Origin of the sequence: Terrabacter sp. 2RAF25 (assembly GCF_052115265.1) — a bacterium.
Lineage (GTDB): Bacteria > Actinomycetota > Actinomycetes > Actinomycetales > Dermatophilaceae > Terrabacter.
In genome coordinates, this window is record NZ_JBFRGJ010000006.1 from 348,182 (window position 1) to 366,784 (window position 18,603).

Below are 18,603 nucleotides of genomic sequence, written 5' to 3' on the forward strand. Positions count from 1 at the left end.
GTACTAGGACCAAAGCCCGATGGCGCCCGACGGGGTGCAGGCCGCACCGTTGGAGTCACAGCATCCGCACACCGACCCGAAGCCGGGAAGGTGCCCTGAAGAGGAGATTCCGATGAGACGACTCACCGTTGCAGCGGTGGCAGTGGCCGCCCTCGTTCCGGCCACTCTCGGCCTGGTCGGCAACAGCTCGTTCGCACAGAGCATCCCCACCTACGTTCCCCCGTCGGCCGAGCTCGTCACCGAGCCCGGCGACGACAGCGGCCGCACCTCCAGCACCCACAGCGGTACGCCGAGCGCGACCCACACCACCGAGGCCGGCGACGACAAGGGCGGCGCGACCCCTCGCGACTCGCGCACCGAGGCCGGCGACGACCGCGGCTCGCACGTCGAGCCGGGCGACGACCGCGGCTCGCACGCCGAGCCGGGCGACGACCGCGGCTCGCACGTCGAGCCGGGCGACGACCGCGGCGGCTCGTCGAACCGTGGCTCCGGTTCATCGGGATCCGGCTCCTCCGGTTCCGGCTCTTCGGTCTCCGGTTCGTCCGGCTCCGGTTCGTCGAGCTCGGGTTCCTCGTCGTCCTCGGGGTCACGCACCTCGGTGTCCAGGGTGACCCGCACCGCCGATGACCACGGCGGCAGGTCCGGCTCGTCCTCCTCCGGCTCCTCCGGCTCCTCCGGCTCGTCTGGTCGCCACGGTGGCGACGACTCCGGAGCAGACGACCACTGACCATGAAAGCGACCGAACGCTCGGGCGGCGAGAGCACGCTCCCGCTGCCTGGGGCGGCGCCCCGACCGGTGGTTCCCCCACCACCGATCGCGCCGACCGCCGTCGGCGAGCGACCCCACCGGAACCTCCCCCTCTGGTGGACGCTCGCCGACGGCATCGCCCCGCCGAGGGTGCCTCCGCTGCCGAGCCGGCGGCGGATGCTGCTCCAGCTCGGGCTGGCAGCGTTCGCCGTCTTCACCCTCGTCGTCGTGGGCGCGTCGTTCGCCGCGAGACAGCTCGCGGAGCGGCAGGTGCTCAACGACGTCGCGCACCGCACCGACCTGATCGCGCTGGCCCTCGTCCAGCCCGCTCTCGACGACGCGCTCCTCGCGGGGGACCCGAAGGCGTACAAGACCTTCGACACGATGGTGCGCGAGCGGATCATCGCCAACGGCATCAGGCGGGTCAAGCTCTGGGAGCCGGACGGCAGGATCGTCTACTCCGACGTGCCGAGCCTCGTCGGCAAGAGGTTCACCCTCGACGAGGAGCAGACGGCCACTCTCTCCGACCCCCGGACCCAGGCGGAGGTCACCGACCTGAACCGCTCCGAGAACGAGTTCGAGCGCGGCGACGGCAAGCTGCTCGAGGTCTACCGCCCTGTCTGGACCACCTCGAAGCAGGAGCTGCTCTTCGAGGTCTACGCCGACTACGAGCCGGTCCAGGAGCGTGCCTTCGACCTCTGGCGAGCACTCGCGGGGGTGCTGGCCAGCAGCCTGATGCTGCTGCTCGCCCTCATGCTCCCCGTCCTGTGGCGGCTGCTCGACCGGCTCGACGCCGCCCAGCACCAGCGCGAGGCACTGCTTCGCCGCGCCGTCGACGCGTCCGCCCGGGAGCGTCGCCGGATCGCCGCCGACCTGCACGACGGCCCCGTGCAGGACCTCGTCGCCAGCTCGCTGGCCGTGAGCGGCGCAGCCGAGGCCGAACGGGCAGAAGGGCGTGCGGGACTCGCCACGACGATCAGCGAGGCCGCCTCGACGGTGCGCGCGAGCGTCGCCAGCCTGCGCTCGCTCCTCGTCGACATCTACCCGGAACGGCTCGCCGAGGCCGGACTGTCCACGACGCTGGTCGACCTGGCCCGGCCGCTCTCGGGCCGCGGCGTCGAGGTCGACGTCGACGTGGACGAGGCGGTGGCGTCACGTCTCAGCGAGGTGGCCCAGCAGCTGACCCACCGTGTCGCGCGGGAGTGCCTCCGCAACGTGGTGCGCCACGCCGAGGCCTGTCACGTCTCGATCCGGCTCGCTGCCAACGACCACGAGGACCCCGACCACCCGGTGCTCCTGACCGTCGAGGACAACGGGATCGGCTTCGATCCCGACATTCTGCCGCGACTTGAGGGACACTTCGGAATACGGGTGCTCGCAGACCTCGCCACCGAGATCGGCGCGGTGCTCCGTGTGAGCTCGTTCCGCGGTCGAGGCACGACGTGGCAGCTCGCCCTACCCGTGGAGGAGGTTCGATGACCACCGTCGTCGTCGTCGATGACCATCGGCTCGTCCGCGCCGGACTGCGCACCATCATCGACGCGAGCGACGACCTCAGCGTCGTCGGTGAGGCGGCCGACGGGGCCGAGGCCCTCGGGGTGGTCTGCGCGGTCGAGCCCGACGTGGTGCTCATGGACCTGTCGATGCCCGGCGTCGACGGCGTCGAGGCGATCCGCCGGCTCAAGGCTGCCGGGGTGCCGGCCCCCGTCGTGGTCCTGACGTCCTTCGCCGAGGCCGAGCGCGTACGGGCTGCTCTGGAGGCCGGCGCCGTCGGCTACCTGCTCAAGGACAGCGAGCCCCGCGACGTCCTCGACGCGGTCCGGGCGGCTTCGGCCGGCCACGCGCCGCTCGACCCCCGGGTGACGAGGGCGCTGCTGCCGTCGAGCAGCCAGCATGCCATCGGATCACCCGCCCTCAGCGGCCGCGAGCGAGAGGTGCTCGCGCAGGTCGCCCAAGGCCTGGCCAACAAGCAGATCGCCCGCAGCCTGGGCATCAGCGAGCGCACCGTCAAGGTGCACCTCGGCAACGTCTTCCGCCAGATCGGTGTCGGCGACCGCACCTCGGCCGCGCTCTGGGCGCGCGACAACGGCGTGGCCTGAGCAAGACGCTCGAGGCAGCGTGGCTGGGGCGTCCCCGTCGGCGTCCCTGTCCCCGTCCCCGTCCCCGTCCCCGTGGCCGTCAGCGTCCGGTCAGGCGGGACCGGTCCACGGCCCGTTCGACCACGGCCGCCATGTCGGCGTAGCCGACGTCGTTGGGGTGGAACCGGTCCGAGGCGAGCCTGCCCCGCCACGAGCGCGGCCCCTCGCGCCGCATGTCGACGAGCACGACTCGTCCGGCGGCGGCGCGCTCGCGCAGCAGCTCGTCGACGACCCGTGCCTCGCGGTGCGGGTTGGGCAGGTTCGACACGACCGCGCCCTCGGGCAGCCGGTCGAGCAGCTCGGTGAACCGCCCGACCAGCAGGCGTCGGTGGCGCCGCAGCACCACGTCGTTGGAGCCGACGACGACCGTGACCAGGGCGGCCGGCCGTTCCCGCGACAGCTCGACCAAGGCCGGCAGCTGCCGCTCGAGGAGGTCCTCGACGCGTGCCCCGTTGACGCCGAGGTTGACCACGCGGTGGTGCCAGCCCCGCTGCTCGAACCGACGGCTGAGCTGTCCGACCCATCCCCGGTCGGGTGCGCCCGCACCGATGCCGAGCGTCATGGAGTCGCCGAGCGCGACCCAGAGCGGCCCGGTGCCACGCGCGGCCTCACGGTTGTGCGCACGCCACCAGGCGGCATACGGCTCGACCTGCTCCTGGACGGCGCGGATGCCCGGGAAGGCGGCCGAGAGCGCCGACAGCACCGGCCCGCGGGGGCGCACGGCGCGGTTGGAGTAGTCGAAGTCGTCGCCCACGCCCGCAGCATCGCAGAAGAGCCCGTGGGCATAGGCTCGTCACCATGTCTGACGAGCACGGCTTCTCCACTCGCGCCATCCACGCCGGCCAGGAGGCCGACCCGCTGACGGGCGCCGTGGTCACCCCGATCTACCAGGTGTCGACCTACAAGCAGGACGGCATCGGCGGCTTCCGCAACGGCTACGAGTACAGCCGGTCGGCCAACCCGACGCGCTCCGCGCTCGAGGAGTGCATCGCCGCGCTCGAGGGCGGCAGCCGCGGCTTCGCGTTTGCCTCCGGCCTCGCTGGCCAGGACACCGTGGCCCGCGCGCTGCTCGTGCCGGGTGACCACGTCGTCGTGCCGAACGACGCCTACGGTGGCACCTACCGCTATTTCAACAAGGTCGCGAAGCCGCAGGGGATCGAGCACTCGATCGCCGACATGGGCGACCTAGACGCCGTCCGTGCAGCGATCCGGCCCGGCCAGACGAAGATGGTCTGGGTCGAGACGCCGACCAACCCGCTGCTCGGCATCGCCGACATCGCGGCCATTGCCGAGATCGCCCACGAGGCGGGTGCCGTCTTCGTCGTCGACAACACGTTCGCGACCGCCTACCTGCAGAGCCCGCTGGCCCTGGGGGCCGACATCGTCACGCATTCCACGACGAAGTACTCCGGTGGCCACAGCGACGTCGTCGGTGGCGCGGTGGTCACCCGCGCCGGCATCCAGGTGCCGGGCCTCGAGGACGCCGAAGACCGGATCGCCTTCCACCAGAACAGCATCGGCGGTGTCGCCGGACCGTTCGACTCGTGGCTCACGCTGCGTGGCCTCAAGACGCTCGGTGTCCGCATGGACCGCCACTGCGACAACGCGGAGAAGGTCGTCGAGTTCCTGGAGGGCCACGACGGCGTCTCCCACGTGCTCTACCCGGGGCTGCCCGGCCACCGCAACCACGACGTCGCAGCCCGTCAGATGAAGCGGTTCGGCGGCATGGTGAGCTTCCGCATGACACGCGGTGAGGACGCCGCCGTCAAGGCCTGCGCGGCCGTGAGCCTCTGGACGCTCGGCGAGTCGCTCGGTGGTGTCGAGTCGCTCATCGAGCACCCGGGACGCATGACGCACGCGAGCGTCGCGGGCACCGAGCTCGAGGTGCCGAGCGACCTCATCCGCCTCTCGGTCGGTATCGAGGACGTCGACGACCTCATCGCCGACCTGCGCGAGGCGCTCGACATCCACGGCTGAGCCCGCGAACTCTCTTCCCACGCATGACGATCTTCGCGGTCGACTTCGGTTCGACCTTCACCAAGGGCGCGCTGCTCGCCGATGACGGCACGGTGCTGGGCACGGCGTCGACGCCGACGACCGGGACCCAGCGCAGCGGCGACATCCTCGACGGCTACCGAGAGCTTCGAGCGCGGCTCGACGTGCCCGACGACGCGGTGGTGCGGGCCTGCTCGAGCGCCGGCGGAGGGCTACGGCTCGCCGTCGTCGGCTACGAGCGCACCGTCACGGCCCAAGCCGGCCACCGGGTCGGGCTGTCGGCGGGCGCGAAGGTCGTCCACGTCGCAGCCGGTGAGCTCACGACGGCCGACGTCGCGGGCATCCGGGCAGCCCGCCCCGACATGATCCTGCTCGTCGGCGGCACGGACGGGGGCAACAGCAACGTCTTGCTGCACAACGCCGCTCGACTCGCCAGGGGAGCGATCGGTGGACACGGCGCGCACGCGGTCCCGGTGGTCCTGGCCGGCAACGCCGAGGCGCGTGACGAGGCCGCGGCGGTGCTCGCGACGACGAACCGGCCCACGGTGCTCGCCGACAACGTGCTCCCGCAGATCGGAGTCATCGCGCCCGAGTCGGCGCGGGCGTCCATCCGCGAGGCGTTCCTGCACCACGTCATCGGCGGGAAGGGCCTGTCCCGCGACCCGGCGTTCGCCGCAATGGTCGAGGCCGCGACGCCCGACGCCGTGCTGGGCGGGGTGGAGGTGCTCGCGTCCGTCGCCGACGGAGGAGACGTGCTCGTCGTCGACGTCGGCGGCGCCACGACCGACGTCTACTCGTGCCTGACCCCCGAGGGCGAGGACGCCGGCCTGCGCAAGGACGTCGTCGCACCCCTCTGGCACGCGCGCACCGTCGAGGGCGACCTCGGCATGCGCTGGAACGCCGAGCACGTGGTCGAGGCGGCCGAGGCCGAGCACCTGCTCAAGTCGGTACCCGATGCCGAGGCGCTGAGGGCGTATGCCGGCCGCGTCCACGAGCATCCCGGCTCGCTCCCCGTCGACGCCCTTGAACGCGGACTCGACCTCGAGCTGGCCCGTCTCGCCGCGCTCGTCGCCGTCCGGCGGCACGCTCGACCCGCTCAGCCCACCGAGGCGCCGCGTCCGCTCGCGAACGTCACGGCCCTGGTCGGGTCCGGCGGGGTGCTGCGTCACACCGACGACGCCGGGCGAGAGCACGTGCTCGGGGCCGTGCTCGCCGACCACGCGGGTGGCTGGAAGGTGCCGCGCGCGGCCCGCGCGACGGTCGACACGGCATACCTCCTCTTCGCCGCTGGGCTCCTCGCCGCCGACGCCCCCGACGTCGCCCGCACCGTCGCCGCCCAGATCACCCCCGCCCCCTAACCGTCGAGAGGCCAAAGTTTGCGGGTCTCCACCCGTCGAGGGGCCAAAGTTTGCGGGTCCCCACCCGTCGAGAGGCCAGCTTTCGCGGATCCTCACTCGTCGAGAGGCCGAAGTTCGCGGGCTGCCCCGTTGTTGTCCACACCCCCTCGTCCGCGGACCACGTGACCCACAGGTGACTCGCCGAGCATCGCGCGCCGTGCCCCGGCGCCGGAGCGTCTGGGCATGGAAGCCCAAGCCCTGCCGCCCGACCTGCTCTCCCATCCCTTCCGGACGTCCGAGGCGCTCCGACGAGGAGTGACGCCCTCTCGCCTGCGTGCCGGCGACCTGTGGACTCCGACCCCAGGAGTTCGGAGCGTGGAGATCCCGACCACCCTGCTCGAACGCGCGTGGGCCTTTGCCGCTGCAGCGCCAGGCGAGTTCGCGTTCGCACATGCGACAGCGGCCCGACTCCTCGGGATCCCGCTTCCGTACGCGCTCGAGGAGGACCCACACGTCCACATCGTCACGCGCACCGACGCCAACCGCATCCGCCGCGGCGAGGTGGTGGGTCACCGGGGCCTGGAGTCGCGCGAGGTGACCGAGGTCGACGGTCTGCCGGTCGTGGGCCCTGCGGACACCTGGGCAGACCTCGGGGAGTACGTCGGTGCGGGGCTCCCGGTTGGGCTTGATGACCTCATCGTGGCAGGGGACGCCGCGGCCAACCTCCTGGGGGAGATCTCCCCGCTCAAGCGGGCCGTCGAGGCGCGCGTCCGTCCGCGCGGCAAGGTGACCTTGACGTATGCCCTTCCGCGAGTCCGTCTCGGGGCCTGGTCTCCCATGGAGACCCGCAGCCGCCTGATGGTCACCCGGGCCGGACTGCCCGAGCCGAAGCACAACCTCCCAGTGGTCAGTCACGCCGGCGAGTGGCTCGGGTTCGGCGACCTCGTGTGGGAGGAGCAGCGGGTCGTCGGAGAGTACCTAGGCGTCGAGTTCCACAGCCGGTCGCGTGACAAGGTCCATGACCGTCTTCGCCGGGACCGGGTCGAGCGAGGCGACTGGGCCGTTGTCGAGATCCTCTCGGCCGACGTGTTCGACCACGCAGAACGTGCTGCAAAGCTTCGGGAGCTCGCCGGCTGCCTGGGCGTCAACGCCCACCTGTTGGACGTCATGGGAGCCGGCCCGCAGTTCTTCGCGCCGGCGCAGTTTGCCCGGTCTCGCCGTCGACGGTCCTAGCGGAGATCCGCGAACTTTGGCCTTTCGACGGCGGGGCACCCGCGAACTTTGGCCTTTCGACGGTGCCGCACCCGCGAACTTTGGCCTTTCGACGGTGCCGCACCCGCGAACTTTGGCCTTTCGACGGTGCCGCACCCGCGAACTTTGGCCTTTCGACGGTGGGGGAGGCGGGGGGAGCGGGGGTGGGGATGCGGAACGGGCCGGGTCCTGACCCCGTGGATGGGGAGGACCCGGCCCGTCTCGACAGGCGTGGGGCTCGGCTCAGCCGGTGTAGGGCTTGGCCGCGATGATCTTGACGTCGATCGTCTTGCCGTTGGGGGCCTCGTAGCTCGTGCTGTCGCCGACGCTCTTGCCGTTGATGGCAGCGCCCATGGCGGACTTCTCGGAGAAGACCTGCAGGTCGGAGCCGTCGGCGATCTCGCGGTTGCCGAGCAGGAAGGTCTCCTCGTCGCCGAAGATCTCGACCGTGACGAGCATGCCCGGCTCGACGACGCCGTCGTCAGGGGGCGTCTCGCCGATCGTCGCGTTGTGGAGCAGCTCGGTGAGCTGGCGGATGCGGGCCTCCATCTTGCCCTGCTCCTCGCGGGCGGCGTGGTAGCCGCCGTTCTCCTTGAGGTCGCCCTCCTCGCGGGCTTCTTCGATCTTGCGCGCGATCTCGATGCGACCTTCGCCCGTCAGCTGGTCGAGCTCCGCCTTGAGGCGGTCGTAGGCCTCCTGGGTCAGGAAGCCAGCGGCAGTGTCGGTCACTGTTGTCACTCCTCGATTGAAGAGCGCCCACGCGGTGCTCGCGTGGGCGCCTACACAAAAAGAAAGGGACCGAACCGTGGTGTCACCGACTCGATGTGCCGGTCGGCGACGGGTCCGGACCCTTGTATGAAGCACTCAGGATAACAAAGTGAACGGCAAAAGCGCAGTTCACGGCGTATTCGTGGACGCCGGGTCGGGCAGCGGGCCCCCTCAGGAGCAGGTGCGCACCTGTCCGGTCACGGCCCGCGAGGTGGTGCGCAGCGTCGCCGACGTGCGGGTGGTCTCGTCGGCGCTCGCGGGCACCCGTACGGTGCTCGTGCCGACCGGCGAGAAGTCGCGGGCCAGCGCCTCGACGGTGCAGGTCAGGGCCGTGCCGCCGGGCCGATAGACCTCGAAGTCGACGCGCACCTGCTGGTCGCTGACGACCTTGTAGCCGAGGGTCTGCCAGCTCGGCTGCCCGAGCGTGGCGGAGAGCCCGAACCAGATGGCCAGGGCGACGCCGGCGAGGATGCCGACGGTTCCGATGACCCACCACTTCAGCTGGCCGGGAGCGGGTCGGGGCAGGGTCGTGCGGGACGGCATACGAAGTCCTGGCGGTCGAAGCCCGGGCGTCGGGAGCCGCGGGGGAGAGTGAGAGGATGACAGGCGGGTCCAGTGTCTCGTATGCCGGCACGGCACGACGCGCGGGCCCGAGCGCCGGGCGGTCACGAGCCGCCTCGCGCCCTTCCACCGACGATCGACGAACAGGGAGCCACGTGGCCGAGGGCATGCGGTTGATGGCGGTGCACGCGCACCCCGACGACGAGTCGAGCAAGGGCGCCGCGACGACGGCGAGGTACGTCGCCGCGGGGACGTCCGTCATGGTCGTCTCGTGCACCGGCGGCGAGCGCGGCGACATCCTCAACGAGAAGCTCAAGGACGACCCGCACATCCTGCGCGACATCGCGCAGGTGCGGCGCGACGAGATGAAGGCGGCCCAGGAGGTGCTCGGCTGCGAGCACACGTGGCTCGGCTTCGTCGACTCCGGACTGCCGGAGGGGGACCCTCTGCCGCCGCTGCCCGACGGTTGCTTCGGCCTCGAGGACATCGACGTGACCACCGAGGCGCTCGTCCGCGTCATCCGCGCGTGGCGCCCGCACGTCATGACGACGTACGACGAGAAGGGTGGCTACCCGCACCCCGACCACATCATGTGCCACACGGTGTCGATGGCCGCCTTCGAGGCGGCCGGCGACCCGAGCCGCTACCCCCACGCCGGCGAGCCCTGGCAGCCGCTCAAGATCTACTACAACGGCGGCTGGTCCAAGGACCGCCTCGAGGCGATCCACGATGCGATGCTCGCCGAGGGTCTCGAGAGCCCGTATGCCGAGTGGCTGGCGAACTGGAAGCCGCGACGGTCCGGGCGTCCCACGACGACGATCGCGTGTGGCGAGTTCTTCGAGACCCGTGACCGGGCGCTCATGGCGCACGCGACGCAGGTCGACCCCGACGGCTTCTGGTTCCAGGTGCCGCTCGAGATCCAGAAGCGGGTCTGGGGCGTCGAGGAGTTCGAGGCGGCACTGTCCTACGTCCCGGTGGCCGACGGCGAGGACGACCTGTTCGCCGGTCTTGGCTCGCCGGCCGAGGCCGATGCCCTCGCGACCCGCGGTGACCTCGAGATCGTCCACGACGGCCGCCTTCCCGACGAGCCGGAGCCCGAGCAGGGACCCGAGTCGGCCGCGCACACGCACGGCGACAGCTCCGACACGCACACCGACGACGACGAGAGGACGGACGCCTGATGGGTAGCGGCGGCAACCTCCCGGTCGGCCCCGGCATCTGGGGCTTCATCGCCTTCTTCGTGCTCGCGATCTCCCTGTGGCTGCTCGTGCGCAACATGAACAGCCGGCTGCGCCGGATGGCCTACCGCGACCGCGACGAGGCTGCGGCGCGGGCAGACGCCGACGGCGTCGCGAAGCACCCGGACCCGTCGCACGACGCGCCCGTCGAGCGCGGCGCAGCGAGCAACGGGCCCGAGGACGACCGGCCGACGCCCCACTCCGACTGAACGGCCCCCCGAATCGAGAGAGCACTCCGTCACGAAACGCCCGTGACGGAGTGTTCTCTCGATTCGGGAGGAAGTGGGCTCAGGTTGCTGCCTGGTAGCCGATCACGGCGAGGACCACTGCGGCGAAGTGCGTCGCGAAGCCGCCGAGCGTGAAGGCGTGGAACACCTCGTGGAAGCCGAACCACTTGGGCCAGGGGTTGGGGCGCTTCGTGCCGTAGACGATGCCGCCCGCGGTGTACATCAGTCCGCCGAGACCGATCAGGGTGCCGATGAGCGGGCCGCCCTCGCGCCAGAACGGCACGACGTAGAACACGGCCGTCCAGCCCAGGGCGAGGTAGAGCGCGGTGTAGAGCCAGCGTGGCGCCCCGACCCAGAAGACGCGGAAGAGGACCCCGCCGATCGCGGCGCCCCAGATGACGGTGAGCAGCAGCCGGGCCTGGTCGGCGGACAGCAGCGTCACCGCGAACGGCGTGTAGGTGCCGGCGATGATGAGGTAGATGTTCGAGTGGTCGAACCGCTTGAGCAGGCCCGACATCTTCGGCCCCCAGGTGCCGCGGTGGTAGACCGCTGAGACGCCGAAGAGCAGGGCGGCGCTGACCGTGAACACGATCGATGCGGTGCGCACGGCGCCGGGGTCGGAGATCAGCACCAGCACGAGACCGCCGAGCAGGGCCACGGGGAACATGCCGAGGTGCAGCCAGCCGCGCAGACGGGGCTTGACGATCGCGACGAGCTCGGCGACGGGACCGCTCGCCTGCTCCTCACGGGGCTCGCCGGACTGCACGAGGGAGACCGCGACGAAGTCGTCGCGTGGCTGCTCGTCGTTCCGCTGGGGAAGGGTGCTCATGGCCCGAGTGTAACCTACGCAACCGTAGGTTACGGGTGCGTAGGTTCTGCTCCGTCACTGTCGGCCGCGAGGGCACACAACCTCCACATCCGCCTCACCAGACCCACCCGCGGTGCCCCGCCGACCGCCGGGATCGGGGGCAGCGTGAAGGGTACGGTGGGACGGCGGCCCGCTCGGGTCGCGACCTGTGGGCGAGGACGATCGAGTCGACGAGGAGGCCCCGTGGGGTGGCGCGATGTGGTCTACGGCGCGTACGAACGCCGGGTCCTCAAGGATCTGCCCAAGGAGTCGCTTCCACGGCACGTGGCCGTCATGCTCGACGGCAACCGGCGCTGGGCCCGCGCCCGCGGTGCCGGCACGGCGAGCGGTCACCAGGCGGGCGCCGACAAGATCGAGGAGCTTCTCGAGTGGTGTCGCGAGGCGGGTGTCGAGTACGTCACCCTCTGGCTGCTCTCGACCGACAACCTGCGTCGCCCCGAGGAGGAGCTGGCGCCGCTCCTCAAGATCATCGAGACCGCCGTCGCAGACCTCGCCGACACCGGCAACTGGCACCTGAAGATCGTCGGCGCGCGTGACCTCCTCCCGCGCGAGACCGCCGACAGCCTCAGGGACTCGGCCCGGCGCACCAAGGACGTCGACGGCATGACGGTCAACGTCGCGGTCGGCTACGGCGGCCGCCGTGAGATCGCCGACGCGGTGCGCGACCTGCTGCTCGAGCGGGCAGCAGCCGGCGAGTCCATCGAGCAGATCGCCGCCGGCCTCACGGCCGACGACATCGCCGGGCACCTCTACACCAAGGGCCAGCCCGACCCCGACCTCGTCATCCGCACCTCCGGCGAGCAGCGCCTCGGCGGGTTCCTGCTCTGGCAGAGTGCCACCTCCGAGTTCTACTTCTGCGAGGCGTACTGGCCCGACTTCCGCCACGTCGACTTCCTGCGGGCGCTCCGGGCGTATGCCGGCCGGCACCGTCGGTTCGGCGGCTGACCCTCCGCGCGGCCCGATCTGCGCGGCACGGTCCGCGGGGTGGGGAGTGCTCCCCATTGTCCGGCTTCGCCCTCGTTGCATACGTTTCGGGTAGCCGGCCGGGAGACCCGGACAGACGGCATACGGCACGGCACGCGGCATACGGCCCGGGTGGCACGAACACACACGACACGGCACGGCGACGACGTCAGGGGAGCAGCGGAACATGGCGATCTACAAGAAGGGCGCCGACCCGGTGGCGCTGCGCGCGTCGGCCGAGCGGATCACGGGTCACGCCCGCGAGTGCGAGAGCCTCAAGGGCGAGGCGAGCCGGGCGGTCCACGCGCTCAAGGGGCAGTGGGGTGGCGGCGACCTCGACCACCTGATGAACCGGTGGCCCCCGATCGAGGCCCAGCTGACGCAGTTCGGCACGGACCTCGGCAAGCTCGCCGAAGCCCTGCGCCGCAACGCCGGCGCCCAGGACACCACGAGCGGTCAGGGCGGCTCGGGACCCGGCGGCGGCCCCGGCGGGTCCGGCGGATCCGGCCGAGGCGGTGACCACGGCGGCATCCCCGGCTACGACCTCCTCAAGTCGCTGTGGACGCCGATCAAGGGCATCGGCACGGCCGTCGGCCTGCTGGGCACCGGCATGAAGATCAAGAACTTCCTCTCCAACCTCGGCACCTGGGACAGCGCGACCGGCGTCTTCGCCAACCTCAAGAACGCGTGGAAGACCGGTCGTCTCGCCGAGTTTGGTGAGGCGCTGGCGCCGAAGAACTGGAGCGGCCTCTCCCGCTTCCTGCCGTCGCTCGCCGAAGGCGGTGCCCTCGCCCGCACCCTCGGCACCGTCGGCAAGGCGCTCGGCCCGATCGGCGTCGCGTTCGGTGGGTTCACCGTCGCCAACGACATCTCCGAGGGCAACTACGGCCGGGCCGGCTACGACAGCGTGATGACCGGGCTCGGCGCCGCCGCGCTGATGACGCCGCCCCCCGTCGACGTCGTCTGCGGCATCGCCGCCGGCGGCATGGCGGTCGGCCAGCTCGTCTACGACAACTGGGACACCATCACCGACTTCACCGGTGACGCCGTCGACGCCGTCGGCGACTTCGCGTCCGACGCCGGCGATGCGATCAGCGACGTCGCCGACAAGGTGTGGCCCTTCTGACCGGTGCGCGGACGGCCCGGGAGGCGAAACCCCGGGCCACCCGGCATCGTTGGACCGACGGCATGACACCGTGGACCGACCCGCCGCGACCGAGACCCGCACGCCGACCCGCGAGCGACCGCACCCGACGACGAACGACACGAACGACACGAACGACCGTGAACGACCGCGCATCGACAGAGGAGAACCATGGCTGACCCGATGAAGGGCACCCCGCTCGAGGGCTTCGAGCTGCCCGAGGAGGTCTTCGGTCTCGGAGCCGCCGAGCTCGCCTACCTCATGGCCCGCCACGAGAGCCCCAGCGGAGAGCGCTCGCGGCAGCTGCTCATGCTCGACCCCCGGGCTGCCGACGACGCGGCGCTGCTCGCGGGGGCCTCCAGCCTTGCCTCGCGCGGCTGGCTCGCGGTGACCGGCGAGGGCAACCACGAGTCCCGGTCCAACGCCGCGCTCGTCGAGTACGCCGTCGGCGCGGCGACCCGCTGGACCCGCATCGGCCTCGTCGGCGAGAACGTCAGCCAGGCCGACTTCGCCATCCTGCTCGAGTCCGACACCGTCATCGCGCTCATGCAGCCGAGGCAGCTGGCGTCGTGGTTCATCCGCCTCGGCCAGCAGGACGGCGGCACCGGCGCGCTCGTGACGGACCTGGTGCGCGAGCGGTTCGCGGCCAACCCGCAGGCCGGCGTCTTCCTCGAGGTGCAGACCCTCGACAGCACGAGCAACCTGGCGATCCGTCGCTCCGGTGAGGGCTTCGAGGCGCTCGCCGACGTCGCCGGACCGGGCACCGGCACGGGCGGGGTCGTCGACGCGAACGGCCTCCAGGGCGCGGTCGAGGAGCTCTACACCGAGGCGGTCAGCGCATGAGCACGCCGGCACAGCAGCCCGAGGGCTCGTCGCAGGCGCCCGTGGCCCCGCGTACGGGCGAGCCCATGCCTCCCAAGGAGCCGTTCGCGTACGTCAGCCAGGAGCGCGGCCTGCTCACCCTGAAGATCCGTGAACCCGCGCTGATGTTCGTCTTCTTCCTCGCGCTCACCGTGCTCGGGGTGATCTTCTTCCTGCAGGTCAAGAAGGGCGCCGACGAGGGCGCGGCGGGCGCGATGGGCGTCGCCTACCTCATCCTCGGGATCTTCGGCGTGCTCGGCGTCGTCGGGATGGTCATCGCGGCCGCCCGCTGGCGCTGGAAGCGCGAGTACGTACGCGTGATGGGGCGCTCGCCCTGGGCCTGACCCGCCGCTCCCGACCCTGCCTGTCGAGTGCCCACTCTCCGACGCCCGGAACTGCGTCGGGAGCGGGGGACCCGACGGGGGCAAGGCCTCTCGGCGGACCTCTCATCGACGCCTGTGTTGCCGGGATGTGAACTCTCGAGCGACACGACGGCGCAACGACGTCCAATGCGGGTCACTGTCTGATCCGGGTCGTACCGTCGTCCCAACGGCCGACACCCGTCGGACGTTGCCAGGAGGCCCACCCATGGAGCGATCGCTCAGGACGGAGGGCCGGGCACGACGCCACCCTCTGGTGGCCGCCCGGCATCTCGGGAGCGATCAGGCGCGCTGAGCGCGCCGCGTAGGGAGTGGCACATGGCACGTACGACCCGTCAGGTCACGTCGGACGCCAGCACGACAGCCAGCAGCACGACCACCAAGCCGGCCGCGGCCTCCACACGCGCCACCACACGAACGACTGCACGTGAACGCGTGCCCGAGCACAAGACGTACGTCCTCGACACGTCGGTGCTGCTGTCCGACCCGCGGGCCATGCTGCGTTTCGCCGAGCACGAGGTCGTGCTGCCGGTGGTCGTCGTCACCGAGCTCGAGGGCAAGCGACACCACCCCGAGCTCGGCTACTTCGCCCGCCAGGCCCTGCGCCTGCTCGACGACCTGCGGGTCAGCGAGGGACGGCTCGACAAGCCCGTCGGCGTCGGCGACGACGGCGGCACGCTGCGCGTCGAGCTCAACCACACCGACCCGTCCTCACTGCCCGCCGGGTTCCGGCTCGGCGACAACGACACCCGCATCCTCGCCGTGGCCCGCAACCTCGCCAACGAGGGCTGCGACGTCACGGTCGTGTCCAAGGACCTCCCGATGCGCGTCAAGGCGTCGGCCTGCGGTCTCGAGGCGGAGGAGTACCGCCACGAGCAGGGGGTCGACTCCGGCTGGACCGGTCTGCACGAGCTCGAGGTCACGACCGAGGAGCTCGACCAGCTCTACGACCGCGGCCGTGTCGAGCACGCCGGCGCCGCCGAGCTGCCGTGCCACACGGGGCTCGTCCTGCTCTCGCCGCGGGGAAGCGGTCTGGGGCGGGTCGGCGCCGACAAGCAGATCCGGCTCGTCCGCGGCGACCGTGACGCCTTCGGCCTGCACGGTCGCAGCGCCGAGCAGCGCATCGCCCTCGACCTGCTCCTCGACCCCGACGTGGGCATCGTCAGCCTCGGCGGGCGCGCCGGCACCGGCAAGTCGGCCCTCGCGCTGTGCGCGGGCCTCGAGTCGGTCATGGAGCGGCGCATCCAGCGCAAGGTCCTCGTCTTCCGCCCGCTCTTCGCGGTGGGTGGCCAGGAGCTCGGCTACCTGCCCGGCACCGAGGCCGAGAAGATGAACCCGTGGGGCCAGGCGGTCTTCGACACCCTGAGTGCCCTCGTCTCCACCGAGGTCGTCGAGGAGGTGATGGACCGCGGGCTGCTCGAGGTGCTGCCGCTGACCCACATCCGCGGCCGGTCCCTGCACGACGCGTTCGTCATCGTCGACGAGGCCCAGTCGCTCGAGCGCAACGTGCTCCTCACCGTGCTCTCCCGCATCGGTCAGAACTCCAAGGTCGTGCTCACCCACGACGTCGCCCAGCGCGACAACCTGCGGGTGGGGCGCCACGACGGTGTCGCGGCCGTCATCGAGAAGCTCAAGGGCCACCCGCTGTTCGCCCACGTCACGCTGACCCGGAGCGAGCGCAGCCCCATCGCGGCCCTCGTCACCGACATGTTGGAGGGTCTCGAGGTGTGACCTGCGTCACGTCACGCACGGCGCCCCCCGAGCACGCGCTCGGGGGGCGCCGTGTTTCCGGACACGGGCCCAAAAGCCACCAACCACCCATTACGGTTGGGGCCGAACTTGATCTCGGTGCCGACCGCTGGCACCGTGGCACTTCGAATGATCTCGGATCGGTAACGCTCGCTGCGGGGGGTGAGCGCTGGCGGACCAGGGATCCCCTCCCACACAACCAGCTCCGGGGCGGCCACTGCCGTCCCGCACCTGCGTCGAGCACCACCCCCGAACCCCAGGAAGGCGTGACACACGTTCATGGCACGGTATGAAGGCCGGCACCGCAACGCACCGGCTCCCTCAACCGCTCCCAGCTCGCAGCGCGCCACTCCTTCGGCGCGTGCGAGCCGGCCCGGCGGCCCCACCCAGTCCGGCGCCGCGGTCCCGCGGTCGCCGCAGGGACTGGCGACGCAGGCGATGACGCAGGGCGCGCAGACCCAGACGGTAGCCTCGCGCCGGAGCCGCCACGAGGCGACCCCGAAGCGCAAGCGCCACCGCGGCCGCCCGATCCTGGCCGGCGCCCTCGCCCTCGGCCTCGGCACCTCCGGCTTCGCGTACGCCAAGGCGACGAACCTCATCGGCACCGATGCGGCGGCGTTCGTCGTCGGCTCGGGTGTCGCGGCCCAGACCGACGAGCTGGCCCGCGCGACGACGGTCGACACGACCTACCGCGCCGCCGCGTCCGTCTCGCGCAACGAGCGCCGCACGGCGATCGCCGCGACCGGCCTGCGCACCGCCAAGGAGCTCGAGGCCAAGCAGAAGAAGGAGGCCGCCAAGCAGGCCGAGCAGGCCCGCGTGGCTGCCGAGAACGCCGCGCGCGAGCGAGAGCGTCAGCGCGCCATCGCCAACGCCAAGGATGACCCCAAGGCCGCGGCCCGCGTGCTCATGGCCGACCAGGGCTGGACGAGCGACTCGCAGTACAACTGCCTCGTCAACCTCTGGACGGGTGAGAGCGACTGGCGCTGGAACGCTGAGAACCCGAGCTCAGGCGCCTACGGCATCGTGCAGGCGCTGCCCGGCCGCAAGATGGCCCAGGTGGGCTCCGACTGGCGCACCAACCCGATCACGCAGATGAAGTGGGGCATGTGGTACATCAAGATGTCCTACGGCAACCCCTGCAACGCGTGGTCCACGTGGCAGGCACGCTCGCCGCACTGGTACTGAGCTGACGGTCGAGCGCGACACCGACCGACGACGTATGCCGTGTGGCCGGCTCCCAGCGGGGGTCGGCCACACGGCATACCTGCGTCCGGACCGCGGCTGCGCCGCCGTGGGTGCGGCTCAGATCTTGCGGAGCCGGACCCGGCGCACCTCGTGGTTGTCGCCCTTCGAGAGCACCAGGCTGGCCCGTGACCGGGTGGGCAGGATGTTCTCGACGAGGTTGGGCCCGTTGATCTCGCGCCAGATGCGGTTGGCCGTGGCCACCGCCTCCTCGTCGGAGAGCACGGCATACCGGTGGAAGTACGAGTCGGGGTCGGAGAAGGCCGTCTGGCGCAGGCGCAGGAAGCGGTCGACGTACCACTTGCGCACGTCGTCGACCCACGCGTCGACGTAGACGGAGAAGTCGAAGAAGTCGCTGACCGCGAGGCCGGTGCCGCGCACCGGGTGCACCTCGGGGGCCTGGAGCACGTTGAGGCCCTCGACGATGAGCACGTCGGGCTGGCGAACGACGATGCGCTCGCCCGGCACGATGTCGTAGGTCAGGTGCGAGTAGACCGGTGCGGTGACCTCGGCCCGGCCCGACTTGATCTCGGCGACGAAGCGCAGCAGCGCCCGACGGTCGTAGGACTCGGGGAAGCCCTTGCGCTGGAGCAGCCCGCGGCGCTCGAGCTCGGCGTTGGGGAAGAGGAAGCCGTCGGTGGTGACGAGGGCGACCCGGGGCGTGTCGGGCCAGCGGGCGAGCATCTCGCGCAGGATGCGGGCCGTCGTGGACTTGCCGACCGCCACGGAGCCGGCGACGCCGATGACGAACGGGGTCTTGGCCGGGCGCTCGCCGAGGAAGTCGCTCGTGACCTGGTGCAGCTGTCGGGTGGCGCCGACGTAGAAGTTGAGCAGGCGCGACAGCGGCAGGTAGACCTCCTCGACCTCGTTGAGGTCGACCCGGTCGCCGAGGCCGCGCAGGCGTGCGAGGTCGGCGTCGTCGAGGTTGAGCGGCTGGTTCTCGCGCAGCCGTGACCAGGCTGCCCGGTCGAACTCGACGTAGGGCGACGGGATCGACCCGTTGCCCCCTGACCCGTTGCCGCCGGTCGCGCCAGGGGTCGCGCCAGCGCTGCTCGTCGTCTCCGACACGCGTTCCGCCACGTCCGCCATTGTGTCGGACGATGGCACGCCCGGCGGCCTCGGCCCCGAACGCGG

19 protein-coding genes are annotated in these 18,603 nt (G+C 71.4%); 14 read left to right on the forward strand and 5 right to left on the reverse strand.

The features are described 5' to 3' along the window. Positions 1-112: 112 nt before the first annotated feature. Genes AB4091_RS16725 through AB4091_RS16735 form a run of 3 tightly spaced genes read left to right on the forward strand, consistent with a single transcriptional unit; the run spans position 113 to position 2,846 of the window. On the forward strand, positions 113-727 hold the full coding sequence (locus tag AB4091_RS16725) for a hypothetical protein (RefSeq protein WP_442292992.1): 615 nt from the start codon (positions 113-115) through the stop codon (positions 725-727). Between the two features lie 2 nt (positions 728-729). Beyond that, positions 730-2,226 (forward strand): sensor histidine kinase, encoded by a 1,497-nt coding sequence (locus tag AB4091_RS16730; RefSeq protein ID WP_442292994.1) that lies wholly within the window; start codon positions 730-732, stop codon positions 2,224-2,226. Beyond that, positions 2,223-2,846, forward strand: coding sequence for a response regulator (locus AB4091_RS16735; RefSeq protein ID WP_442292996.1), 624 nt, complete (start codon positions 2,223-2,225; stop codon positions 2,844-2,846). The genes AB4091_RS16730 and AB4091_RS16735 overlap by 4 nt, the downstream gene beginning before the upstream one ends. A 79-nt stretch (positions 2,847-2,925) precedes the next feature. Here AB4091_RS16735 and AB4091_RS16740 read toward each other — a convergent pair whose 3' ends face one another. Further along, positions 2,926-3,639 carry an SGNH/GDSL hydrolase family protein gene (locus AB4091_RS16740; RefSeq protein WP_442292998.1) on the reverse strand — a complete coding sequence of 238 codons (714 nt, stop codon included), beginning with the start codon at positions 3,637-3,639 and terminating at the stop codon, positions 2,926-2,928. Positions 3,640-3,683: 44 nt separating this feature from the next. Here AB4091_RS16740 and AB4091_RS16745 point away from each other — a divergent pair, with 44 nt between their 5' ends. The 3 genes from AB4091_RS16745 to AB4091_RS16755 all read left to right on the forward strand — a co-directional run bounded on the left by AB4091_RS16745 (position 3,684) and on the right by AB4091_RS16755 (position 7,450). Then, positions 3,684-4,862 carry a cystathionine gamma-synthase gene (locus AB4091_RS16745; protein WP_442293000.1) on the forward strand — a complete coding sequence of 393 codons (1,179 nt, stop codon included), beginning with the start codon at positions 3,684-3,686 and terminating at the stop codon, positions 4,860-4,862. 23 nt (positions 4,863-4,885) lie between these two features. Continuing rightward, positions 4,886-6,238, forward strand: coding sequence for a glutamate mutase L (locus AB4091_RS16750; protein WP_442293002.1), 1,353 nt, complete (start codon positions 4,886-4,888; stop codon positions 6,236-6,238). A 354-nt stretch (positions 6,239-6,592) separates the two neighbouring features. Beyond that, positions 6,593-7,450 (forward strand): hypothetical protein, encoded by an 858-nt coding sequence (locus AB4091_RS16755; protein ID WP_442293004.1) that lies wholly within the window; start codon positions 6,593-6,595, stop codon positions 7,448-7,450. A 261-nt stretch (positions 7,451-7,711) separates the two neighbouring features. On the opposite strand, the gene greA is transcribed toward AB4091_RS16755, so the two are convergent. Together greA and AB4091_RS16765 are read right to left on the reverse strand one after the other, a co-directional pair. After that, positions 7,712-8,197, reverse strand: coding sequence for a transcription elongation factor GreA (gene greA / locus AB4091_RS16760; RefSeq protein ID WP_442293006.1), 486 nt, complete (start codon positions 8,195-8,197; stop codon positions 7,712-7,714). A gap of 210 nt (positions 8,198-8,407) precedes the next feature. Continuing rightward, entirely contained in the window at positions 8,408-8,779 is a 372-nt protein-coding gene (locus AB4091_RS16765) for a DUF4307 domain-containing protein (protein ID WP_442293008.1), read from the reverse strand. A 173-nt stretch (positions 8,780-8,952) separates the two neighbouring features. On the opposite strand from AB4091_RS16765, the gene mca reads away from it, so the two are divergent. Together mca and AB4091_RS16775 are read left to right on the forward strand one after the other, a co-directional pair. Further along, the gene (mca, locus tag AB4091_RS16770; protein WP_442293010.1) at positions 8,953-9,978 is read left to right on the forward strand and encodes a mycothiol conjugate amidase Mca; all 1,026 of its coding nucleotides are present in this window, start codon (positions 8,953-8,955) and stop codon (positions 9,976-9,978) included. Continuing rightward, positions 9,978-10,244, forward strand: coding sequence for a hypothetical protein (locus AB4091_RS16775; RefSeq protein WP_442293012.1), 267 nt, complete (start codon positions 9,978-9,980; stop codon positions 10,242-10,244). The genes mca and AB4091_RS16775 overlap by 1 nt, the downstream gene beginning before the upstream one ends. A 79-nt stretch (positions 10,245-10,323) precedes the next feature. On the opposite strand, the gene trhA is transcribed toward AB4091_RS16775, so the two are convergent. Then, positions 10,324-11,091 carry a PAQR family membrane homeostasis protein TrhA gene (trhA, locus tag AB4091_RS16780; protein WP_442293014.1) on the reverse strand — a complete coding sequence of 256 codons (768 nt, stop codon included), beginning with the start codon at positions 11,089-11,091 and terminating at the stop codon, positions 10,324-10,326. 222 nt (positions 11,092-11,313) lie between these two features. Here trhA and AB4091_RS16785 point away from each other — a divergent pair, with 222 nt between their 5' ends. The 6 genes from AB4091_RS16785 to AB4091_RS16810 all read left to right on the forward strand — a co-directional run bounded on the left by AB4091_RS16785 (position 11,314) and on the right by AB4091_RS16810 (position 17,412). Further along, a complete protein-coding gene (locus AB4091_RS16785) occupies positions 11,314-12,075 on the forward strand; it encodes an isoprenyl transferase (protein ID WP_442293016.1) in 762 nt (253 codons plus the stop codon). A gap of 205 nt (positions 12,076-12,280) precedes the next feature. Then, entirely contained in the window at positions 12,281-13,219 is a 939-nt protein-coding gene (locus AB4091_RS16790) for a hypothetical protein (RefSeq protein WP_442293018.1), read from the forward strand. Positions 13,220-13,408: 189 nt separating this feature from the next. Further along, on the forward strand, positions 13,409-14,080 hold the full coding sequence (locus tag AB4091_RS16795; RefSeq protein ID WP_442293020.1) for a hypothetical protein: 672 nt from the start codon (positions 13,409-13,411) through the stop codon (positions 14,078-14,080). Then, complete coding sequence (locus AB4091_RS16800; protein WP_442293022.1) at positions 14,077-14,442, forward strand: hypothetical protein; 366 nt, start codon at positions 14,077-14,079, stop codon at positions 14,440-14,442. Before AB4091_RS16795 ends, AB4091_RS16800 begins: the two co-directional genes overlap by 4 nt. 531 nt (positions 14,443-14,973) lie before the next feature. Next, complete coding sequence (locus tag AB4091_RS16805; RefSeq protein WP_442293132.1) at positions 14,974-16,209, forward strand: PhoH family protein; 1,236 nt, start codon at positions 14,974-14,976, stop codon at positions 16,207-16,209. A gap of 456 nt (positions 16,210-16,665) precedes the next feature. After that, positions 16,666-17,412 (forward strand): lytic transglycosylase domain-containing protein, encoded by a 747-nt coding sequence (locus tag AB4091_RS16810; protein ID WP_442293024.1) that lies wholly within the window; start codon positions 16,666-16,668, stop codon positions 17,410-17,412. A 117-nt stretch (positions 17,413-17,529) separates the two neighbouring features. Here AB4091_RS16810 and coaA read toward each other — a convergent pair whose 3' ends face one another. After that, positions 17,530-18,558 carry a type I pantothenate kinase gene (coaA, locus tag AB4091_RS16815; protein ID WP_442293026.1) on the reverse strand — a complete coding sequence of 343 codons (1,029 nt, stop codon included), beginning with the start codon at positions 18,556-18,558 and terminating at the stop codon, positions 17,530-17,532. Positions 18,559-18,603: the final 45 nt, after the last annotated feature.

What these genes read in the sequence shown, in the direction of transcription:
- AB4091_RS16725 (WP_442292992.1), top strand. Translation starts at nt 113, where the DNA reads ATGAGACGACTCACCGTTGCAGCGGTGGCAGTGGCCGCCCTCGTTCCG.
- AB4091_RS16730 (WP_442292994.1), top strand. Translation starts at nt 730, where the DNA reads ATGAAAGCGACCGAACGCTCGGGCGGCGAGAGCACGCTCCCGCTGCCT.
- AB4091_RS16735 (WP_442292996.1), top strand. Translation starts at nt 2,223, where the DNA reads ATGACCACCGTCGTCGTCGTCGATGACCATCGGCTCGTCCGCGCCGGA.
- AB4091_RS16745 (WP_442293000.1), top strand. Translation starts at nt 3,684, where the DNA reads ATGTCTGACGAGCACGGCTTCTCCACTCGCGCCATCCACGCCGGCCAG.
- AB4091_RS16750 (WP_442293002.1), top strand. Translation starts at nt 4,886, where the DNA reads ATGACGATCTTCGCGGTCGACTTCGGTTCGACCTTCACCAAGGGCGCG.
- AB4091_RS16765 (WP_442293008.1), bottom strand. Translation starts at nt 8,779, where the DNA reads ATGCCGTCCCGCACGACCCTGCCCCGACCCGCTCCCGGCCAGCTGAAG.
- AB4091_RS16775 (WP_442293012.1), top strand. Translation starts at nt 9,978, where the DNA reads ATGGGTAGCGGCGGCAACCTCCCGGTCGGCCCCGGCATCTGGGGCTTC.
- trhA (WP_442293014.1), bottom strand. Translation starts at nt 11,091, where the DNA reads ATGAGCACCCTTCCCCAGCGGAACGACGAGCAGCCACGCGACGACTTC.
- AB4091_RS16790 (WP_442293018.1), top strand. Translation starts at nt 12,281, where the DNA reads ATGGCGATCTACAAGAAGGGCGCCGACCCGGTGGCGCTGCGCGCGTCG.
- AB4091_RS16795 (WP_442293020.1), top strand. Translation starts at nt 13,409, where the DNA reads ATGGCTGACCCGATGAAGGGCACCCCGCTCGAGGGCTTCGAGCTGCCC.
- AB4091_RS16800 (WP_442293022.1), top strand. Translation starts at nt 14,077, where the DNA reads ATGAGCACGCCGGCACAGCAGCCCGAGGGCTCGTCGCAGGCGCCCGTG.
- AB4091_RS16805 (WP_442293132.1), top strand. Translation starts at nt 14,974, where the DNA reads ATGCTGCGTTTCGCCGAGCACGAGGTCGTGCTGCCGGTGGTCGTCGTC.
- AB4091_RS16810 (WP_442293024.1), top strand. Translation starts at nt 16,666, where the DNA reads ATGACGCAGGGCGCGCAGACCCAGACGGTAGCCTCGCGCCGGAGCCGC.
- coaA (WP_442293026.1), bottom strand. Translation starts at nt 18,558, where the DNA reads ATGGCGGACGTGGCGGAACGCGTGTCGGAGACGACGAGCAGCGCTGGC.